At 70.8% G+C, this 18240-nt stretch carries 18 protein-coding genes; 14 read left to right on the top strand and 4 right to left on the bottom strand.

What is annotated here, in order from left to right; translation table 11 throughout:
* Nucleotides 1-86 precede the first annotated feature (86 nt).
* From ABZ016_RS11705 to ABZ016_RS11695, 3 genes are read left to right on the top strand one after another with little or no spacing between them, the layout of a single operon-like run.
* On the top strand, nucleotides 87-2285 hold the full coding sequence (locus ABZ016_RS11705) for a glycoside hydrolase domain-containing protein (RefSeq protein ID WP_356916387.1): 2199 nt from the start codon (nucleotides 87-89) through the stop codon (nucleotides 2283-2285).
* A 9-nt stretch (nucleotides 2286-2294) separates the two neighbouring features.
* The gene (locus ABZ016_RS11700) at nucleotides 2295-2648 is read left to right on the top strand and encodes a hypothetical protein (protein ID WP_356916386.1); all 354 of its coding nucleotides are present in this window, start codon (nucleotides 2295-2297) and stop codon (nucleotides 2646-2648) included.
* A 28-nt stretch (nucleotides 2649-2676) separates the two neighbouring features.
* On the top strand, nucleotides 2677-3369 hold the full coding sequence (locus ABZ016_RS11695) for a hypothetical protein (RefSeq protein ID WP_356916579.1): 693 nt from the start codon (nucleotides 2677-2679) through the stop codon (nucleotides 3367-3369).
* Between the two features lie 72 nt (nucleotides 3370-3441).
* Here ABZ016_RS11695 and ABZ016_RS11690 read toward each other — a convergent pair whose 3' ends face one another.
* The gene (locus ABZ016_RS11690) at nucleotides 3442-4368 is read right to left on the bottom strand and encodes an RNA polymerase sigma factor SigF (RefSeq protein WP_356916385.1); all 927 of its coding nucleotides are present in this window, start codon (nucleotides 4366-4368) and stop codon (nucleotides 3442-3444) included.
* Between the two features lie 239 nt (nucleotides 4369-4607).
* Between ABZ016_RS11690 and ABZ016_RS11685 the strand changes: the two genes are divergently transcribed.
* From ABZ016_RS11685 to ABZ016_RS11670, 4 genes are all read left to right on the top strand, one after another.
* Complete coding sequence (locus ABZ016_RS11685) at nucleotides 4608-4985, top strand: STAS domain-containing protein (RefSeq protein ID WP_356916384.1); 378 nt, start codon at nucleotides 4608-4610, stop codon at nucleotides 4983-4985.
* A 243-nt stretch (nucleotides 4986-5228) separates the two neighbouring features.
* Complete coding sequence (locus tag ABZ016_RS11680) at nucleotides 5229-5783, top strand: ATP-binding protein (RefSeq protein WP_356916383.1); 555 nt, start codon at nucleotides 5229-5231, stop codon at nucleotides 5781-5783.
* Between the two features lie 326 nt (nucleotides 5784-6109).
* The gene (locus ABZ016_RS11675) at nucleotides 6110-6814 is read left to right on the top strand and encodes an LPXTG cell wall anchor domain-containing protein (protein ID WP_356916382.1); all 705 of its coding nucleotides are present in this window, start codon (nucleotides 6110-6112) and stop codon (nucleotides 6812-6814) included.
* A 61-nt stretch (nucleotides 6815-6875) separates the two neighbouring features.
* Nucleotides 6876-7856 carry a hypothetical protein gene (locus ABZ016_RS11670; protein ID WP_356916381.1) on the top strand — a complete coding sequence of 327 codons (981 nt, stop codon included), beginning with the start codon at nucleotides 6876-6878 and terminating at the stop codon, nucleotides 7854-7856.
* A 59-nt stretch (nucleotides 7857-7915) separates the two neighbouring features.
* Here the strand turns inward: ABZ016_RS11670 and ABZ016_RS11665 are convergent, their stop codons facing one another.
* Entirely contained in the window at nucleotides 7916-9421 is a 1506-nt protein-coding gene (locus ABZ016_RS11665; RefSeq protein ID WP_356916380.1) for an oligopeptide:H+ symporter, read from the bottom strand.
* 516 nt (nucleotides 9422-9937) lie between these two features.
* On the opposite strand from ABZ016_RS11665, the gene ABZ016_RS11660 reads away from it, so the two are divergent.
* Both ABZ016_RS11660 and ABZ016_RS11655 read left to right on the top strand, forming a co-directional pair.
* The gene (locus ABZ016_RS11660; protein WP_356916379.1) at nucleotides 9938-10615 is read left to right on the top strand and encodes a response regulator transcription factor; all 678 of its coding nucleotides are present in this window, start codon (nucleotides 9938-9940) and stop codon (nucleotides 10613-10615) included.
* Between the two features lie 43 nt (nucleotides 10616-10658).
* Nucleotides 10659-11936, top strand: coding sequence for an ATP-binding protein (locus ABZ016_RS11655; RefSeq protein WP_356916378.1), 1278 nt, complete (start codon nucleotides 10659-10661; stop codon nucleotides 11934-11936).
* Between the two features lie 18 nt (nucleotides 11937-11954).
* Here the strand turns inward: ABZ016_RS11655 and ABZ016_RS11650 are convergent, their stop codons facing one another.
* Nucleotides 11955-12476: a GtrA family protein gene (locus ABZ016_RS11650; protein WP_356916377.1), complete on the bottom strand. Its 522-nt coding sequence runs from the start codon at nucleotides 12474-12476 to the stop codon at nucleotides 11955-11957.
* Nucleotides 12477-12653: 177 nt separating this feature from the next.
* Here ABZ016_RS11650 and ABZ016_RS11645 point away from each other — a divergent pair, with 177 nt between their 5' ends.
* The 3 genes from ABZ016_RS11645 to ABZ016_RS11635 are packed head-to-tail and all read left to right on the top strand — an operon-like array spanning nucleotide 12654 to nucleotide 15510.
* Nucleotides 12654-13793 carry a 5-(carboxyamino)imidazole ribonucleotide synthase gene (locus tag ABZ016_RS11645; protein WP_356916376.1) on the top strand — a complete coding sequence of 380 codons (1140 nt, stop codon included), beginning with the start codon at nucleotides 12654-12656 and terminating at the stop codon, nucleotides 13791-13793.
* Nucleotides 13790-14317, top strand: a complete 528-nt coding sequence (gene purE / locus ABZ016_RS11640) for a 5-(carboxyamino)imidazole ribonucleotide mutase (protein ID WP_003990723.1) — start codon at nucleotides 13790-13792, stop codon at nucleotides 14315-14317. The genes ABZ016_RS11645 and purE overlap by 4 nt, the downstream gene beginning before the upstream one ends.
* Nucleotides 14318-14322: 5 nt before the next feature.
* Nucleotides 14323-15510 (top strand): dipeptidase, encoded by a 1188-nt coding sequence (locus ABZ016_RS11635; protein ID WP_356916375.1) that lies wholly within the window; start codon nucleotides 14323-14325, stop codon nucleotides 15508-15510.
* Here ABZ016_RS11635 and ABZ016_RS11630 read toward each other — a convergent pair.
* A complete protein-coding gene (locus ABZ016_RS11630; RefSeq protein WP_356916374.1) occupies nucleotides 15450-16592 on the bottom strand; it encodes an alkene reductase in 1143 nt (380 codons plus the stop codon). The genes ABZ016_RS11635 and ABZ016_RS11630 overlap by 61 nt on opposite strands.
* A 53-nt stretch (nucleotides 16593-16645) precedes the next feature.
* Here ABZ016_RS11630 and ABZ016_RS11625 point away from each other — a divergent pair, with 53 nt between their 5' ends.
* Nucleotides 16646-17005, top strand: coding sequence for a MerR family transcriptional regulator (locus ABZ016_RS11625; RefSeq protein ID WP_356916373.1), 360 nt, complete (start codon nucleotides 16646-16648; stop codon nucleotides 17003-17005).
* Between the two features lie 99 nt (nucleotides 17006-17104).
* Nucleotides 17105-18238: a dipeptidase gene (locus ABZ016_RS11620; RefSeq protein WP_356916372.1), complete on the top strand. Its 1134-nt coding sequence runs from the start codon at nucleotides 17105-17107 to the stop codon at nucleotides 18236-18238.
* The last annotated feature ends 2 nt before the right edge of the window (nucleotides 18239-18240 follow it).

The following is an 18240-nucleotide window of genomic DNA, read 5'->3' as shown; positions in this document are numbered from 1 at the left end:
GCACACGTGGGTTCGACACCGTGGCCGCGCCGAGGTGACAGCGCTTTTCCTCCCCGCCTCACCATTCGGACGACAGGAGGAAGCCCATGGCAGACGAGATGGTGCAGCGCGCCCAGAGATTCATCAACACCACGTACAACAACGGCGCGACACTGGGCATATCCAAGCTCGCGGAGAACGGCCAGACCGGCTGGCCCGTGATGTACGCCCTGACCCGGGCGCTCCAGTACGAGATGGGCATCACCGCCCTGTCCGACTCCTTCGGCCCGACCACCCTGGCGAAGATCGGCGAGAAGTACGGCAAGCTGGACGAGACGACCATTCCCTCGGCCAACTTCTGCCGCATCATCCAGTCCGCCCTGTACTGCAAGGGCTACGACGGCGGCGAGATCGACGGCAAGTACAACGACCGGGTCAAGGACGCGGTCGTGAAGCTCAACCAGAACATGGGCGTCTCGGGCACCTACCCCGGCAGCTCCCTGTGGCCGAAGGTGGTCAAGGGCCTGTTCAACATGGACGCCTACGTCACCGTCGGCAACGGCTCGGACACCATCCGGACCATCCAGCAGTGGCTGAACGGCCGTTACATCCTGCGCAAGGACTTCTACGTCATCCCCTGCGACGGCTACCACTCCCGCGACGTCGCCAAGTCGATGCTGTTCGCGATCCAGTACGAGCTGGGCATGGCGGACGGCGTGGCCAACGGCGTGTTCGGGCCCGGCACGCAGTCCGGTCTGAAGAGCCACACGGTGTCCAACGGCACCACCGGCGTGTGGGCACAGCTGTTCACCGCGGCCATGATCCTGAACAAGCGGAACGTCCCCTTCGGTAACTTCACCTCCGCGGTGCAGTCCGGCGTGGAGACCTTCCAGTCCTTCAGCAAGCTCCCGGTCACCGGCAAGGGCGACTTCCAGACCTGGGCCTCGCTGCTCGTCTCCTACGGCGACCAGTCCCGCAAGGGCACGGCCTGCGACGGCGTCACGATGATCACGCCCGCACGGGCGCAGGCGCTGAAGGACGCCGGCTACAAGTACATCGGCCGGTACCTCTTCAACCCGTCCACCACGAGCCTGCCGGAGAAGCAGATCCAGCCGGGCGAGCTGGCCACCATCAAGGAATACGGGCTGAGCTGCTTCCCGATCTTCCAGACGTGGAGCCGGTCCGCGGACTACTTCAGCCCCAACCAGGGCACCGCCGACGCGTTCCGCGCGATCGAGTGGGCCCAGTACCACGGCTTCAAGCCCGGCACCATCATCTACTTCGCCGTCGACTACGACGCGATGGACGGCGAGGTGACCGAATTCGTCATCCCGCACTTCCGCAGTGTGATGCGCACGATCGGAGAGAACTCCGGCTACGGCGTGGGCGTCTACGGCCCGCGCAACGTCTGCCAGCGCGTCGCCGATGCCGGCTACGCGGCGGCGAGCTTCGTCTCCGACATGTCCAGCGGCTTCTCCGGAAACCTCGGCTACCCGCTGCCCACGAACTGGGCGTTCGACCAGATCTCCACCATCAAGGTCGGTTCGGGTGCGGGCCAGATCGAGATCGACAACAACATCGTCTCCGGCCGGGACTTCGGCCAGAGCAGCTTCAACCCGGGCGCCGACTTCGGGGGGCTGGACACGGACCTGGACAAGGACGCCTACCGGGACGCCCTGCTCAAGGACGTCCAGGCGTACCTGGTCTCGATCGGTGTGCCGGAGACCGGTGGCGAGAACTGGGAGCCCGATGACGACTGGGCCACGCTCGGCGGCATCTCCACCACCAAGGCCGTCGACCTGGTGCTGAGCGCGGACTGGCTGTTCACCTCGCTCGCACGGCAGCTCAGGCTCCGCAAGGCGCTCATCCAGGCGCCGGTGCTGTGGGAGCTGCGCAAGCTGAACCCCTTCGACGTCGCCGCCGACGAGGCCGTGAAGAAGGGGCTGGACGACGACTGCAGCACCGGCTGGGGCCAGATCTTCGCCTGGGTGACGATCGATGCCCGCAACTACTGCCGTGAGCAGGGCATCATCAACGGCTCGCCGCTCACGAACGACGACATCCCCATCGTGTGGAAGCAGCTCAACGAGGACCCGACGTACAACATCCGGTCGGTGGCGTATCTGACGATCTACAACGCCCACCAGATCGGCGCGCCCCGGCCGAGCCTGACCACCACCCCGGCCCAGACCCAGGCCCTGCTGGCGCGGTACAACGGCACCGGCGGCGACGCCGAGAAGTACGGCCGTGAGCTGATCGGTCTGTACGACCAACTGGAGAACTACAACAAGCTGTCGCGCGGTTAGTGAGACCCGATGCAGACGAACACCACACACCGGTGGCTCCGGCTGGGCTTCCCCCTGGTCGTCAACGTCCTGCTGGGGATTCCGGCTGTGGTGCCCGCGTTCGTGCTGTGGTACTTCGCGGCGAACTGGCCCCTTGCCTCGCTGGGCTGGACCGACCGCGAGCCCACCGAGAACGACGGGGTGCTCCCCTGGGTGATGGTCGCCACACCGATCTTCGTCCTGTTCGGCCTCATCTGGTGGCTGGCCAACCGCCCGTTCCGCCGCAGGACGGCGCTGTCACCCGGCAGGTACTGGCTGCTGAGCGCGGCGGCCACCGCACTGCCCACGCTCACTCTCATCGTCATCAGCCTGGGAAGGAACTGAAAACGTGTCCGACAACGCGCGCAGCAGAATGATCGGCATACCGAGACGGACCCTGGTCAAGGGAGCCGGTGTGATCGCAGCCGCGGCAGCCGCCGGTTCATTCGCGCCGGCCACCGCCGTGGCCGCCCCCGCGAGCGCTCCTCCGAGCGCCGCCCGGAAGAAGGCCCCCACCTCGGCCAACGGCTGGACCCTTGAGAAGGAGGCCAATCACGTCTCCACCGTCTGGACACGCCCCGTCCCGGGCACCGGCCTCGAGGTCGACGTCCGGATCGGCGACGTGGAGGCGATCCTGCTCCACGTCGTCCGGCGCTACCACTACGAGGTCGAGCAGCTGAACCGCGTCGACCTGGCGGGCTGGCAGCGGATCGGCGGCCTGGAGAAGGGCCGGCCGGAGTCCAACCTCGCCTCGGGCACCGCGGTGCGGATCCGTCCGGGCGCGGGCGCGAGCGGCAGCCTCTTCCCGCTGCAGGTGCTGACGGTGCGCGACATCCTCGCCGACTGCGAGGGCGTGGTGCGCTGGGGCGGCGACGACAGCCCGGTCGACGAGTCGCTGTTCTACGTCGACCGCGGGCCGGACGACGCGTCGGTCCGTGGGCTCGCCGACCGGCTGCGGCTGGCCGAGGCCACACCCGGGCACGGCGCCGGTGTGACGGTCGACGTGCTGGCCCCGTCCCGGCGCGAGCGCGCGAAGAAGCTGGTGAAGGAACAGCGGGCGGGCTGAGTCCCGTACGGCACGCGCTCAGGGGGCGGACCGTTCGGTCCGCCCCCTGAGGACAGCGTCAGCCATAGAGGATCACTCCTCGACGGTCAGCCCCTTGCGCAGCCGTACCAGCGTCCGCGACAGCAGGCGCGAGACGTGCATCTGCGAGATGCCGAGCTCTTCGCCGATCTCCGACTGGGTCATTCCGGCGACGAACCGCAGGGACAGGATCTTCCGGTCGCGCGGCGGGAGTTCGGCTATCAGCGGCTTCAACGACTCGACGTACTCGATGCCTTCGAGTCCGTGGTCCTCGTAGCCGATGCGGTCCGCGAGCGCACCCTCGGAGTCGTCCTCCTCCGGCTGGGCGTCCAGCGAGGAGGCGGTGTAGGCGTTCGACGCGGCCATGCCCTCGACGACCTCGTCGTTGGTGATGCCGAGGCGCTCGGCCAGCTCGTGCACCGTGGGGGCGCGGTCCAGCTTCTGGGCCAGTTCGTCACCGGCCTTGGCCAGGTCGAGGCGCAGCTCCTGGAGCCGCCGCGGAACGCGCACGGACCACGAGGTGTCGCGGAAGAAGCGCTTGATCTCGCCGACGATCGTCGGCATCGCGAACGTGGGGAACTCGACACCCCGAGAGAGCTCGAAGCGGTCGATCGCCTTGATCAGGCCGATGGTGCCGACCTGGATGATGTCCTCCATCGGCTCGCTGCGGGAGCGGAACCGGGAGGCGGCGAACTTGACGAGCGCGAGGTTCAGTTCGACGAGCGTGTTGCGGACGTACGAGTACTCGTGGGTGCCTTCCTCGATCGACTCCAGGCGCTCGAAGAGGGTCTTGGAGAGGGCCCGTGCGTCGACCGCGTCGACTTCCTCGTACGGGGGAATGTCCGGAAGTCCGGCGAGGAGCGCGCCCTGTGTGACGAGCATCTCGTCCTGCTCGATGGGATCCAGATGTTCCGGAGGGGGTGTCGACGTCGCTTTGTGGGTACGCGATCCGTCGAGCCGGGGTGACATGATGTCCTCCATCGTTCTCGGCATATGGCTGCCGGGGCCAATACGTGCACTGCGGTGTGCGGCGCCTCCAAAGCCGGCCGTGTCGGGTACGTGTCCTTACTAGGCCTACCCGCTTTCCTGAGCCCACCGCAAGTGCGTTCTGTGGGCATATGTCCGTTTGTGTGTAGTTGTTCGGGTGTCGAAGCGTGTCGGGAAGGCGTAGTGTTCGAGGGCGTCAGCAAGCAGCCTCGACGTCGGGAGAGAGAGACGGCATGGACCGCGGGACGGTCGGCAGCGCACAGTCTGGCCGGCTTCTGGTGGAGGTGCGGGAAGAGGGCTCTAGTGCCGTCGTGACCCCGGCGGGTGAGTTGGATCACCACACCGCCGATCTGTTGCGTGAGCCACTCGAGGACTGCCTCGCCAAGGGATTCAAGCGCCTGGTCATCGACTGCGCGCGGCTGGAGTTCTGCGACTCCACGGGCCTCAACGTGCTCCTGGGCGCACGGCTGAAGGCCGAGGCCGCCGGTGGTGGCGTGGCGCTCGCCGGGATGCAGCCGGTGGTGGCACGCGTGTTCGAGATCACCGGGGCGGATGCGGTCTTCAGCGTCCACGACACGCTCCAGGCGGCGCTGGCCGACGAGTCGAGCTGACCGGCGGTGCGTCGGCGCGCCGAGCCTCGGCCATCCCGCTGTGACCGGTCTCCCACCCCCGTCACGCCTTTCGAGCGGAATACGGGGGTGTTCCGCCGGTCGGCCCGGGCAGGAGACATCCTGAACCTGTCGGCCGACAGGGTGGCGGGGGCGCCGTGAAACCGACGTGCCGCGCACTGCGTGACTGACTGTGTACTGAAGTTTTTCAATCGTGAACTGGTGAATCGGTGAGGTGAAGCGCTGATGAGCACCACCCGGCCTTACCCGCCGGGCGACCGCGGGCCGGAGCCCAGCGGCGCTTCCGGGGCGTCCGAGGGTGGCGAGGCGGCGGCCGGTGCGTCCGGCGAGGGCGTGGCGGCGCCGTCCGGGGCCGCGGGGCCGCCGGGGGGCCGGCAGGTGCGCCGGCTGAGCTTCGAGGGGGAGAGCGGCGTCGTCCCGCTCGCTCGCGACTTCACCCGCCAGGCGCTGTACGCGTGGGGCTGGCTCCCGGCCGCGTCCGCCGACCGGCGGGCCGCCGCCGAGGACGTGCTGCTCGTGGTCTCCGAGCTGGTGACCAACGCGTGTCTGCACGCCGAGGGGCCGGACCAGTTGTGGATCACCTGCGACAACAAGGTGATCCGTATCGAGGTCGCCGACCGGGGCACGGGCCAGCCGGCACCGCGCACCCCGCACCGCGCGGGCCGTCCGGGGGGCCACGGCATGTTCATCGTCCAGCGCCTCTGCCTGGACTGGGGCGTCGTCCGCACGCCGGGGGTCGCCGGCAAGACGGTCTGGGCGGAACTGGGCACGCCCGCCTGACCCCAGCACCGAGCCGGGCCGGGTGTCCCTCCGGGGGTGACCCGGCCGCTGTCGTCGGGGCCCTTCGGGAGTCGGCCGAGCAGCGGATTCCCGGTCCTGTGACGCCCCCCCCAACGCCCTCCGGCATCCTTTCGCGGTCTGCCGATCGGCCGTCCGGGTGACGGCCCCACGGCATCTCCCGCCCCGGCGCCCTCTCCCGCGTCAACTCACGCCACGCCGGATCGCCACGGATCCGGCGTGCCCCGTGTCTTCCTTCCTCAAGGCCCCGGGCGTACCTTGACGGCCCGATCTGATGCGCCGTCAGGAACAGGAAGGGGAGCGGCACCGTGTCGTACCGGAATCGAACCGCCGCGCTCGCGTCAGCCGCGGCCCTGGCCGGCTCGGTGGTGTGGTTGGCCGCCCCCGTGGCCCGGGCCGAGGTCGTCGACGTCAACTACCAGTGCAAGACGCCGATCGGAGACAAGAGCGCCGTCTCGCCCATCGACATCAAGGGCGTCAGGAGCGGCAGCGGCTACCGGATCACCATGTCCTGGCAGAAGGGCGTCTCCTCCAGCCCGGTCGAACTGGGCAAGGGCGCGATGACCCCGAGCGCCACCATCGCCCTGGGCGGCGCCGACAGCGGCACCATGACCGTGACCGGCCCCGCCAACGACGCGGCCATCCCGGCCAACACCCCGATCAAGATCAACGACCTGAGCGGGACGTACACGCCGAAGAAGAGCGGCGAGGTCACCTTCACGGCCGGTGTGCTCACCATCAAGGCGCTCGGCACGACGACCACCTGCACCCCGACGAACGACCCGGGCCCGTCCCTGAAACTCGACGTCACGGCCGCCGGCGGCGGCACCACCGGCTCCACCCAGGGCGGCGGCTCCGACTCCGGCTCCGGCGGCGGTGCCGAACTCCCGCGAACCGGCCCCGAGGACTCCGCGATCGCCCTGGGCACCCTCGGCGGCACGGTCCTGCTCGCCGGCGCGGCGGGCACCCTGTGGCTGACACGACGTCACCGGAGCGCACGGGCAGGCCGCTGAGCGGACCGTACGACCGCCCGGGCACGAGCCGCGCCCGCCCCGCACCCCGCTGGAGCCGCCGATGCCGTACGTCGCTCGCGTTCCCCACCTGTGGCTGCCCGTCCTGCTCGTGCTGCTGCTGAGCCTGGTCGGCGCCGGACCCGCCCAGGCGGTGGAGCGGCCCCGTGTCGAGCTGTCCGCGTCGCAGGCGGGGACGGGGGGTTCGGTCACCGTCAGTGGCAGTGGCTGGCGGCCGCGTGCGCTGCTGACGCTGCTGGTCTGCGGGCAGGCCGAGCCGTCCAGGGGGGTGACCGGCGGCAGCAACTCCTGCGCCAACGCCGACGGCCGGGCCGTCACCACCGACGCCGACGGGCGCTTCCGGCGCCGGCTGCCCGTCGTGGAACCGCCCGTGCCGTGCCCCTGTGTGGTGCACGTGGAGACGGTGACGGGAGCGAAGGCCGAGGCCGACACGGCCCTCCGGGTCGCCGGGCACGCGGTCGAGCCGCTGCCCGCGGACCGGGCCGGCGGCCGGCTGTCCCTGCTCGCGGACACCCGGCTGCGTGGCGCAGACGGGCTGCTGACCTGGTTCGGCTCCCCGCCCGCCCGGACCCTCGAGGTCACCGTGGGCAACGTCGGGACGTCACCCGTGAGGGACCCGGTCTTCCAGGTCGGCACCTCCCACGGAGTGTTCGCGCCGCGGTGGCAGGACCAGCGGTGGCGCGGCACGATCCGGCCCGGCGGGAAGGCCCGGATCGAACTGCCCGTGGAGCTCGCCCCCGGGGCGCACGGCGACTACACCGTGTCCCTGAAGTACGGCGGCAAGGTCCTCGCCGAGCACCCCTGGGGCGTGGGCCGGCCGTGGGGCGTGACCCTGTTCTGGGGCCTCGTCCTGCTGGTCGTGCCGGCGGCGCTGTTCCGGGCGGGCCTGGCCGTCGTGGACCACGTACGCCCGCGCCGCCCCGGCCACGCGGCCCGCCCTGCCCGCCGCCGCGTCCGACTGCGCCCGCCCGCCACCGCCGGACGCTCGGCCCCGCCCTGGTTCACCCCCGAGAAGAAGACATGAGAAAGGGCCGCCGCACCCACAGGGTGCGGCGGCCCTCTCCCGGACTCAGGCGAGCGCGGTCAGCGGACGTCGCCCATCATCGCCTTGACCTTCCTGCGGTACATGAACACCGCGAACCCGGCGACCACGGCGAGCGCCGCCTCCAGCGCCACGAAGCCCATCCGGTCGAGGTTGATCCCGCCGACGGCCGGGTTGGACAGCAGGGCGGTGACCGAGTCGCCCGCGGTGACCGCGAGGAACCAGACGCCCATCATCTGCGAGGCGTACTTCGCCGGCGCCATCTTCGTCGTCACCGAAAGACCCACCGGCGACAGCGTCAGCTCACCGACGGTCTGCGCGAAGTAGATCGCGACCAGCCACATCGCCGCGGCCTTGTGACCGCCCTCCGCGATCGACAGCGGGGCGAGGAAGAGGAAGAAGGACGCACCCACCAGCACCAGACCGGAGGCGAACTTCACGATGGTGCTCGGCTCCTGGCCGCGCCGGTTCAGCCACAGCCACAGCCAGGCGAAGACGGGCGCCAGCGCCATGATCATGACCGGGTTGACCGACTGGTACCAGGAGACCGGGAACTCCCAGCCGAAGACGCTGTTGTCGGCGCTCTTCTCGGCGAACAGCGACAGAGTCGAGCCGCCCTGGTCGTAGATCATCCAGAAGACGGCGGCGGCGACGAAGAACCAGATGTACGCCGACACCTTCGACCGCTCGCCGGAGTCCAGGTCCTTGTCCCGCATGATCCGGGAGATGACCAGGATCGGCACGATCAGGCCCAGCAGCGTGAGCGGGATCAGCGCCCAGTTCAGCGTGAAGTGGCCGGTGCCGCCGACGACGCCGTAGAACACCACGGCGACGGCCAGCCAGATCAGGCCCTTGCGCAGCGTCGAGGCCTTCTCGGCGGGCGACAGCGGGGTCGGGACCTCGCTGCTGCGCGCGCTCAGGTGACGGCCGCCGAGCAGGAACTGCACGAGACCCAGCGCCATGCCGAGCGCGGCCAGCGCGAAGCCCAGGTGCCAGTCGACGTTCTCACCGATGGTGCCGATGACCAGCGGGGCGACGAAGGCGCCGAGGTTGATGCCGATGTAGAAGAGCGTGAAGCCACCGTCCCGGCGCGGGTCCTCCGGGCCGTTGTAGAGGTGGCCGACCATCGTGGAGATGTTGGCCTTCAGCAGGCCGGAACCGATGGCCACGAGGCCCAGTCCGACGTAGAAGCTCGCGGCCGCGGGCAGCGCGAGGCACAGGTGGCCGAGCATGATGACCAGGCCCGCGACGGCGACCGTCTTGCGTGGGCCGAGCACACGGTCGGCGAACCAGCCGCCGGGCAGGGTGAGCAGGTACACGAGCGACAGGTACACGGCGTAGATCGCCGTCGCCGCGCCCGCGCTCAGGTGCAGGCCACCCGGGGCCACCAGGTACAGCGGGAGCAGGGCCCTCATGCCGTAGTAGGAGAATCGCTCCCACATCTCGGTCATGAACAGAGTGGCCAGGCCGCGGGGGTGGCCGAAGAAGGTCTTCTCGGAACCGGGGGTGCCCGGGCGGGCCGAGTCCTTCGTCAGGCTGGACGCCATGGTCGTTCCTTGCTGGTCGGGACGCGCCCCGCGACAGCGGTGGTGCGCCCGGTGGGGGTCTGCCGGCACCGGTGCGTACGGCCGTCCGCCCGACGCCTGGGGGGGGCGCTCCGGGTCACGGAGCGTTGGGCGGTCGCCACCGGGATCCACGCCTCTACGCGCGTCGCCGCTACGAGGAGGCCCGGCCACAGGTCGTTTCGAGTCGGGGCTGGCGGGAACCAGCCCGCACACAAAAGAGACCTTCAGGGGCAATCAGCCGCCGAAGGTCGCCATGGTGCTACAGGCGTCGATTCACCATACGGCAGGAGACCGCCGTATATGGAAGGACTTGAGACACGGATCACAGGTGTCGGGGGAACCATACGCCCCCATTCCAAGGTCCTTACCGAAATCGCACCCCACAGGCAGAGGTCCGTTCGGGTTCCCGCGCCTCGTAAGAACCGGGTATGCCGCTGGTAAGAATCAAGGCTTCCGGTCACACCCCTGCTCAGGGTCGTGCAGGTCTACCATCACTCCATGACCCGAGTACTGCTCGCCGAGGACGACGCATCCATCTCGGAGCCGCTGGCCCGTGCCCTGCGCCGGGAGGGCTACGAGGTCGAGGTGCGTGAGGACGGCCCCACCGCTCTCGACGCCGGAATCCAGGGCGGCGTCGACCTGGTCGTGCTCGACCTGGGTCTGCCCGGCATGGACGGCCTCGAGGTGGCCCGCCGGCTGCGTGGCGAAGGCCACGCCATCCCGATCCTCATCCTGACCGCGCGCGCCGACGAGGTGGACACCGTGGTCGGGCTCGACGCCGGCGCCGACGACTACGTCACCAAGCCCTTCCGGCTCGCCGAGCTGCTCGCCCGGGTCCGCGCCCTGCTGCGGCGCGGCGCCGCCGAGCCCCAGCAGCCGCCCGCCACGCACGGCGTGCGGATCGACGTGGAGTCGCACCGAGCCTGGATGGGCGACGAGGAGCTCCAGCTCACCGCCAAGGAGTTCGACCTGCTGCGGGTGCTGGTGCGCGACGCGGGCCGGGTCGTCACCCGCGACCAGCTGATGCGCGAGGTCTGGGACACCACCTGGTGGTCGTCGACCAAGACCCTCGACATGCACATCTCGTGGCTCCGCAAGAAGCTCGGGGACGACGCGGCCAACCCCCGCTACATCGCCACCGTGCGTGGTGTGGGCTTCCGCTTCGAGAAGAGCTGAGCCGCCGCACCGACGGCCGACACCGACCAACGGGTAACAGGACATGCGCCGCCGACTGATCCAGTCCACGCTCGCCGTGGTGCTCGTCGTGATCGCCGTCTTCGGCGTCTCCCTCGTCATCGTCGAGAGCCGGACGATCAGCAACAGCGCCCAGGAGCGCGTGGAGTCCGAGGCGGTCCGGCTGGCCAGCATCGTCGACAGCCGGCTCTTCGGGGCGCAGCAGGTCGACGCGGAGGTGCTGCGCGAGCAGGTCACGCAGGACCGTTACTACGCGGTGATCCGCATCCCCGGCGAGTCGCCCATCGCGGTCGGCACCAAACCGGACGGTGACGTCATCAGCGCGACCGCGCCCGGCGAGGAGGGCGAGACCGTCACGGTCCAGGAGCCGCGCTCCTCGGTGACCCGGGAGGTCGGCCGCACCCTGCTGATCATCGCCCTGGTGGCGCTGCTGGCGGTGGTGGCCGCGGTGCTGCTGGCGGTCCGCCAGGCGAACCGGCTGGCCTCGCCGCTGACCGACCTCGCGGAGACGGCCGAGCGGCTCGGCTCGGGCGATCCGCGCCCCCGGCACAAGCGGTACGGCGTGCCCGAGCTGGACCGGGTGGCGGACGTGCTGGACGGGTCCGCCGAGCGCATCGCGCGGATGCTGACCGCCGAGCGGCGGCTGGCCGCGGACGCCTCCCACCAGCTGCGGACGCCGCTGACGGCGCTGTCGATGCGGCTGGAGGAGATCACCCTCACCGACGACCCGGACACGGTGAAGGAGGAGGCGACGATCGCGCTGACGCAGGTCGAGCGGCTCACCGACGTCGTCGAGCGGCTGCTGACCAACTCCCGCGACCCGCGCACCGGCTCCGCCGTCACCTTCGATCTCGACGAGGTCATCCAGCAGCAGCTCGCCGAGTGGCGCCCCGCCTATCGCAGTGCGGGCCGGGCGATCGTCAGCTCCGGCAAGCGGCACCTCCAGGCGGTCGGCACGCCCGGGGCGGTGGCGCAGGTCCTGGCCGCACTGATCGAGAACTCCCTGATGCACGGCGGCGGCACGGTCGCCCTGCGCACCCGCGTCACCGGCAACCAGGCCGTGATCGAGGTCACGGACGAGGGCCCCGGGGTCCCCGCCGACCTCGGCGCGCGCATCTTCGAGCGGGCGATCAGCGGCCGCAACTCCACGGGTATCGGCCTGGCCGTCGCCCGTGACCTCGCGGAAGCCGACGGCGGCCGGCTGGAGATGCTCCAGACCAAGCCGCCGGTGTTCGGCCTGTTCCTGTCCCGCACGCCCCTCCAGAAGTCCCTGGGCGGCGAGGACGAGCCGATGATCCGCTGACGCGGGTCATGACGGTGCCTACGGCACCCGCTGCCCGGTCCGTGACTGCTCGGTCCCGGGCTCCTCGGTCCGTTCCGGCTCCGGGGCCGCTTCCCCGTCCGCGGCCGTCTCTCCCGAGGGCAGGGCGCGGAACACCCAGGTGCGGTAGGACCAGAACCGGAACAGCGTGGCGACACCGATGCCGACGAACTTGAAGACGTTGTTCTGGAGCGGGCTGTTCCAGTCGAAGCCGTAGGTCGCTACGTACAGGACGCCGTTCTCGATGACCAGGCCCACCGCGCTGAACAGCAGGAACAGGACCAGCTCCCGGGTGCGCCCGGACTTGTCGCGGTCCCGGTACGCGAAGTAACGGAAGCCGACGTAGTTGAAGGCGATCGCCACGACCGTCGCGATGACGCTCGCGCGCACCACCTGGAGGTCGGTGACGTGCCGCACCAGGTTGAACACGAGGAGGTTGACCAGCACCCCGGCCCCGCCCACCGCGCCGAACTTGGCGACTTCGTGAGCGAGCCGTCGGAGCCTCGAAACACCATGTCCCATGGTCGTGCAGGCCCCCGTCCGTCCAATGCTTCTGCGCGCTTCTGCGTCAACCCAGTCATGCTAACCACCCTCCTGCGCGATCTTCCTGTGGATGGCGGTGGCCGGCCGGAGACGGTCCGGGCGGAGCCGGGAGGGGCAGGAAACCGGCCACCTTGGCGCGGCCGATACCCTGGGGGAGTGACGTTCCCGGTAGTCGGCATGGTCGGCGGTGGCCAGCTCGCTCGTATGACACACGAGGCTGGTATCCCGCTGGGCATCAGGTTCAAGCTTCTCAGTGACACCCCGCAGGACTCCGCTGCGCAGGTCGTGAGCGATGTCGTCGTCGGCGACTATCGCGACCTCGACACGCTGCGCGAGTTCGCGCGAGGGTGCGATGTGATCACCTTCGATCACGAACACGTACCCACCGAGCACCTCCGGGCTCTGGAGGCGGACGGCATCCCCGTGCGCCCCGGGCCCGACGCGCTCGTGCACGCCCAGGACAAGGGTGTGATGCGCGCGAGACTCGACGCGCTCGGCGTGCCCTGCCCGCGGCACAGGATCGTTTCCGATCCGCAGGACGTGGCGGCCTTCGCCGCCGAGGGCGACGGCTTCCCCGTCGTCCTCAAGACCGTCCGCGGCGGTTACGACGGCAAGGGCGTGTGGGTGGTGGACTCCGCCGAGGAGGCCGCCGACCCGTTCAAGGCCGGTGTCCCCGTGCTCGCCGAGGAGAAGGTGGACTTCCTCCGCGAGCTCGCGGCCAACGTCGTACGGTCCCCGCACGGCCAGGCCGTCGCCTACCCGGTCGTGGAGTCCCGCCAGGTGGGCGGCGTCTGCGACACGGTGATCGCCCCGGCCCCCGACCTCGACGAGGCCCTCGCGGTGCGGGCCTCGGAGATGGCGCTGAACATCGCCAAGGAGCTCGGTGTCGTCGGGCACCTCGCGGTCGAGCTGTTCCAGACCCGCGACGGCCGCATCCTCGTCAACGAGCTCGCGATGCGCCCGCACAACTCCGGCCACTGGTCGATGGACGGCGCCGTCACCAGCCAGTTCGCCAACCATGTGCGGGCCGTCCTGGACCTCCCGCTCGGCGACCCGCGCCCGCGCGCCGAGTGGACGGTCATGGTCAACGTCCTCGGCGGCGACTACCCGGACATGTACTCCGCGTACCTGCACTGCATGGCCCGCGACCCCCAGCTCAAGATCCACATGTACGGCAAGGACGTGAAGCCCGGCCGCAAGGTCGGACATGTCAACACCTACGGCGACGACCTGGACGACGTGCTGGAGCGCGCCCGTCACGCAGCCGGCTACCTGAGAGGCACCATCACCGAATGAGCCCTGTTGTTGGCATCGTCATGGGGTCGGACTCCGACTGGCCCGTCATGGAGGCCGCCGCCAAGGCCCTCGACGAGTTCGAGATCGCCTACGAGGTCGACGTCGTCTCCGCGCACCGCATGCCGCGCGAGATGGTCGCCTACGGCGAGCAGGCCGACGCCCGCGGGCTCAAGGTGATCATCGCCGGGGCGGGCGGCGCCGCCCACCTGCCCGGCATGCTCGCCTCGGTGACCCCGCTGCCGGTCATCGGCGTGCCCGTGCCGCTGAAGTACCTCGACGGCATGGACAGCCTCCTGTCGATCGTGCAGATGCCGGCCGGTGTCCCGGTCGCCACGGTCTCCGTCGCCGGGGCCCGCAACGCCGGTCTGCTGGCGGCCCGCATCCTCGCCGCGCACGACGAGGAACTGCGCGGCCGGATGCGCGACTTCCAGCAGGAGCTGAACGACCAGGCCACCGAGAAGGGCAAGCGCCTGCGCTCCAAGGTCGAGGGCTCGGGCGGCTTCGGTTTCGGCGCGGGGAAGTGACGACGATGACCTCCCTGGAGGCAGTCCGGGAACTCCTGCGCGAGTTCCCGGTCGCCGACGGGCACAACGACCTGCCCTGGGCCCTGCGCGAACAGGTCCGCTACGACCTCGACGCCCGTGACGTCGCCGCCGACCAGAGCGCACACCTGCACACCGACATCCCGCGGCTGCGCGCCGGCGGCGTCGGTGCGCAGTACTGGTCGGTCTACGTCCGCACGGACTCGCCCGACCCGGTCGCGGCCACCCTCGAACAGATCGACTGCGTCGGGCAGTTGCTCGCCCGGTACGGGCAGGACCTGCGGCCCGCGCTGACGGCCGCCGACATGGAGGCCGCGCGCCGGGAGGGCCGGATCGCCTCCCTGATGGGCGCGGAGGGCGGCCATTCCATCGCCAACTCCCTGGGCACCCTGCGCGGTCTGTACGGGCTGGGCGTGCGCTATCTCACGCTCACCCACAACGACAACGTGGACTGGGCGGACTCCGCGACCGACGAGCCGAGGGCCGGCGGCCTGACCGCGTTCGGCCGTGAGGTCGTCCGGGAGATGAACCGGCTCGGCATGCTCGTCGACCTCTCCCACGTGGCCGCGACGACCATGCGGGACGCGCTCGACACGAGCACCGCCCCGGTGGTCTTCTCGCACTCCTCGGCGCGGGCCGTGTGCGACCACCCGCGCAACATCCCGGACGACGTGCTGGAGCGCCTGCCCGCCAACGGCGGTGTCGCGATGGTGACGTTCGTGCCGAAGTTCGTGCTCCAGGCGGCCGTGGACTGGACGGCCGCGGCCGACGAGAACATGCGCGCCCACGGCTTCCACCACCTCGACACGACGCCGGAGGCCATGAAGGTGCACCGCGCCTTCGAGGAGCGGCACCCGCGCCCGGTCGCGACGGTGTCGACGGTCGCCGACCACCTGGACCACATGCGCGAGGCGGCGGGTATCGACCACCTCGGCATCGGCGGCGACTACGACGGCACGGCCTTCACCCCCGACGGCCTCGACGACGTCTCCGGCTACCCGAACCTCCTCGCGGAGCTGCTGGACCGCGGCTGGTCGAAGGCCGATCTGGCCAAACTGACCTGGAAGAACGCGGTCCGGGTGCTGGACGCGGCGGAGGAGGTGGCGCGGGGGCTTCAGGCGACCCGGTCGCCGTCCAACGCCACGATCGAGTCGTTCGACCCGTCCGCCGGCTGAGCGTCGAGGGCGGGGTAGTCGGTGTAGCCGGCCGCCCCGCCCACGTACATGAAGTACCGGTCGCGCATCTCGTTGAGCGGCGCCCCGAGCCGCAGCCGCGTCACCAGGTCGGGATTGGCGAGGAAGGGCCGGCCGAGCGCGATCAGGTCGGCCCCGGCGGCCAGCAGCCGCTCCGACGCGCGGTGCACGGCCTCCGTGGTGACCTCCTCCAGCACGGGATTGGCGATGATCACCCCGGGCCATCCGGCACGCACCTTCCGGTACACGGCCGTGTCCGGGTCGGCGCGCACCAGGTGCAGATACGAAAGCCCCAGCCCGCCGAGCCGCTCGACGAGCGCCGGGTAGATCTCGTCCGTCTCGCCCTCCGCGATGCCGTTGACGGTGCTGCCGGGGGAGACCCTCAGGCCGACCCGCTCGGCCCCGATCTCCGCGGCCACGGCCTCGGTCACCTCGGCCGTGAACCGGATCCGCGCGGCGACCGGCCCGCCGTAGCCGTCGGTGCGGAGGTTGGTGTTGCGGGACAGGAACTGGTGCAGGAGATGGCCGTTGGCGGAATGCACCTCCACTCCTTCGAACCCGGCGTCCAGCGCGTTGCGGGCCGCCCGTGCGAAGTCGGCGACGGTGGTGCGGATGTCCTCGGCCGTCATCTCCCTCGGGACCACGGAGGGCCGGTGACCGTCCGGCGTGAAGATCGTCTCGGGCAGTGGCACGGGCGAGGGCGCGACCGGCGTCAGCCCGCTGGTCGCGGGATGTCCGACCCGGCCGCCGTGCTGGAGCTGGAGGAACATCCGTCCACCCGCCTCCCGCACCGCGTCCGTCACCTGCCGCCAGCCGGCCACGTGCGACGGGGCGTGGACGGCGGTGATGTTCGGGTACGTCTGCCCGACCGCGTTCGGGGTCGCGGCCTCGGCGATGATCAGCCCGGCGGAGGCGCGCTGGGCGTAGTAGGTGGCCATGAGCGGGGTCGGGGTGCCGTCCTCGGCGGCCCGGTTGCGGGTCAGCGGGGCCATCACCAGATGGTTGGGCAGGTCCAGCCCGGGGAGACGAGCCGGTTCGAAGAGTGCTGTCGTGTGCTGCGTCATGCCCGTACGCTAGAACCTGACACTGATGTCAGAATCAAGTCCGGGAGGGGCACGTGCGGATCGGTGAACTGGCCCGGCGCACCAACGTGAGCGAGCGGTCGCTGCGCTACTACGAGCAGCAGGGGATGCTCTCCGCCGAGCGGACCCCCGGCGGGCACCGGGAGTACCCGGAGGCGGCCGTGGACCGGGTCATCCGGATCCAGGAACTGTTCGCGGCGGGACTGTGCAGCGAGAAGATCGTTCAGCTGCTGCCGTGCATGCGGGACACCGACGGCAAGCCCTCCGCCCGCGCCACGCCCCGCCTGGTCGCCGAACTCACCGCCGAGCGCGTCCGCATCGACCGGATGATCGCCGACCTGGTGCGCTCCCGGGACACCCTGGACGAGGTGATCGAGGCGGCCCGGCTGCCCTGAGGGCACCCTCCGCCGTACTCCGAACGCCCCGCTCACCAGGAGCGGCCCCACGCTCCGTGCGACGGTGACCGTACTGCACGAGGACCGTACGGAGCCCCCATGGCAGACCTCCAGAACGACCTGCGCCCCAGCGCCACAGCCGGCGATCTCGACGATCTGGCCGAACCGTACCCCGACGCCGGCGCCATCACGGCCGAGTCCTACGAGCCGGTCTCCGACCCGGACGACGCACCCTTGGTCCGGGCCCACGCCATCCTCGCCGCCCACCCCGTCGCCGACGGCTACAACGGACTGCCCTGGGCCCTCAAACGCCTGTCCTGCTACGACCTGGAGCTCGGCGAGGGCACCGTCGGCACGGACGTGCCCCGACTGCGCGGCGGGCATGTGGGGGCGCTGTTCTGGTCGCTGCACCTGCCCGAGGGCTTCGACGGCGACCGGGCCGTCGGCGCCACCCTGGAGCAGCTGGACCGGGCCAAGACCGCCGCCCTGACCTGCGACGACGGGCTGCGGCTCGCAACCACGGCCGGGCAGGTCGCGGACGCGCGCAACTGCGGCCGGGTCGCCGTGCTCCTCGGCCCCGCCGGAGCCCCGGCCATCGGCGACTCGCTGGGCATCCTGCGCCAGCTGCACCTCCTCGGCCTGCGGGCCCTGACGCTGACCGGTGTCTCCTGGGCGAGCGAGGCGGGGCTGACCCGGTTCGGCGAGGAGGTCGTGCGCGAGATGAACCGGCTCGGTGTGATCGCGGACCTCTCCGGTGCGTCCGCGCAGACCATCCACCGTGTCCTGAGCCTCTCCCGGGCGCCCGTGCTGTGCAGCCGCTCCGCCGCCCGCGCCATCCGGCCCCACCCGGTCAACCTGCCCGACGAGCTGCTGGCGGAGCTGGGCGCGGCCAAGGGGCTGTGCCTGGTGCCGCTGACCGCCGAGCAGACCGGCCCGACCGTCCGCGACGTCGCCGACCACCTCGATCACATCCGTGCCGTGGCCGGAGCGCAGTGCGTGGGCCTGGCCGGTACCTATGACGCCGGGTCGGCCCACCCGCAGGAACTCGGCGACATCTCCTGCTACCCGCGGCTCATCGCCGAGCTGCTGCGGCGCGGCTGGGAGGAGGCCGATGTGGCCCTCCTGACCTGGGGCAACGTCCAGCGCCTGCTGCGTGGCACCGACTTCACGGCCCGCGCCGCGAGGCAGCGGCGCGCACCGTCAGGGGCGAGGATCTCGGAGCTGGACGGGTGACC

The organism is Streptomyces sp. NPDC006372, from assembly GCF_040612515.1.
GTDB lineage: Bacteria > Actinomycetota > Actinomycetes > Streptomycetales > Streptomycetaceae > Streptomyces.
The sequence above is the reverse complement of the archived record's forward strand: the minus strand, read 5'-3'. Positions and strand labels throughout refer to the sequence as shown.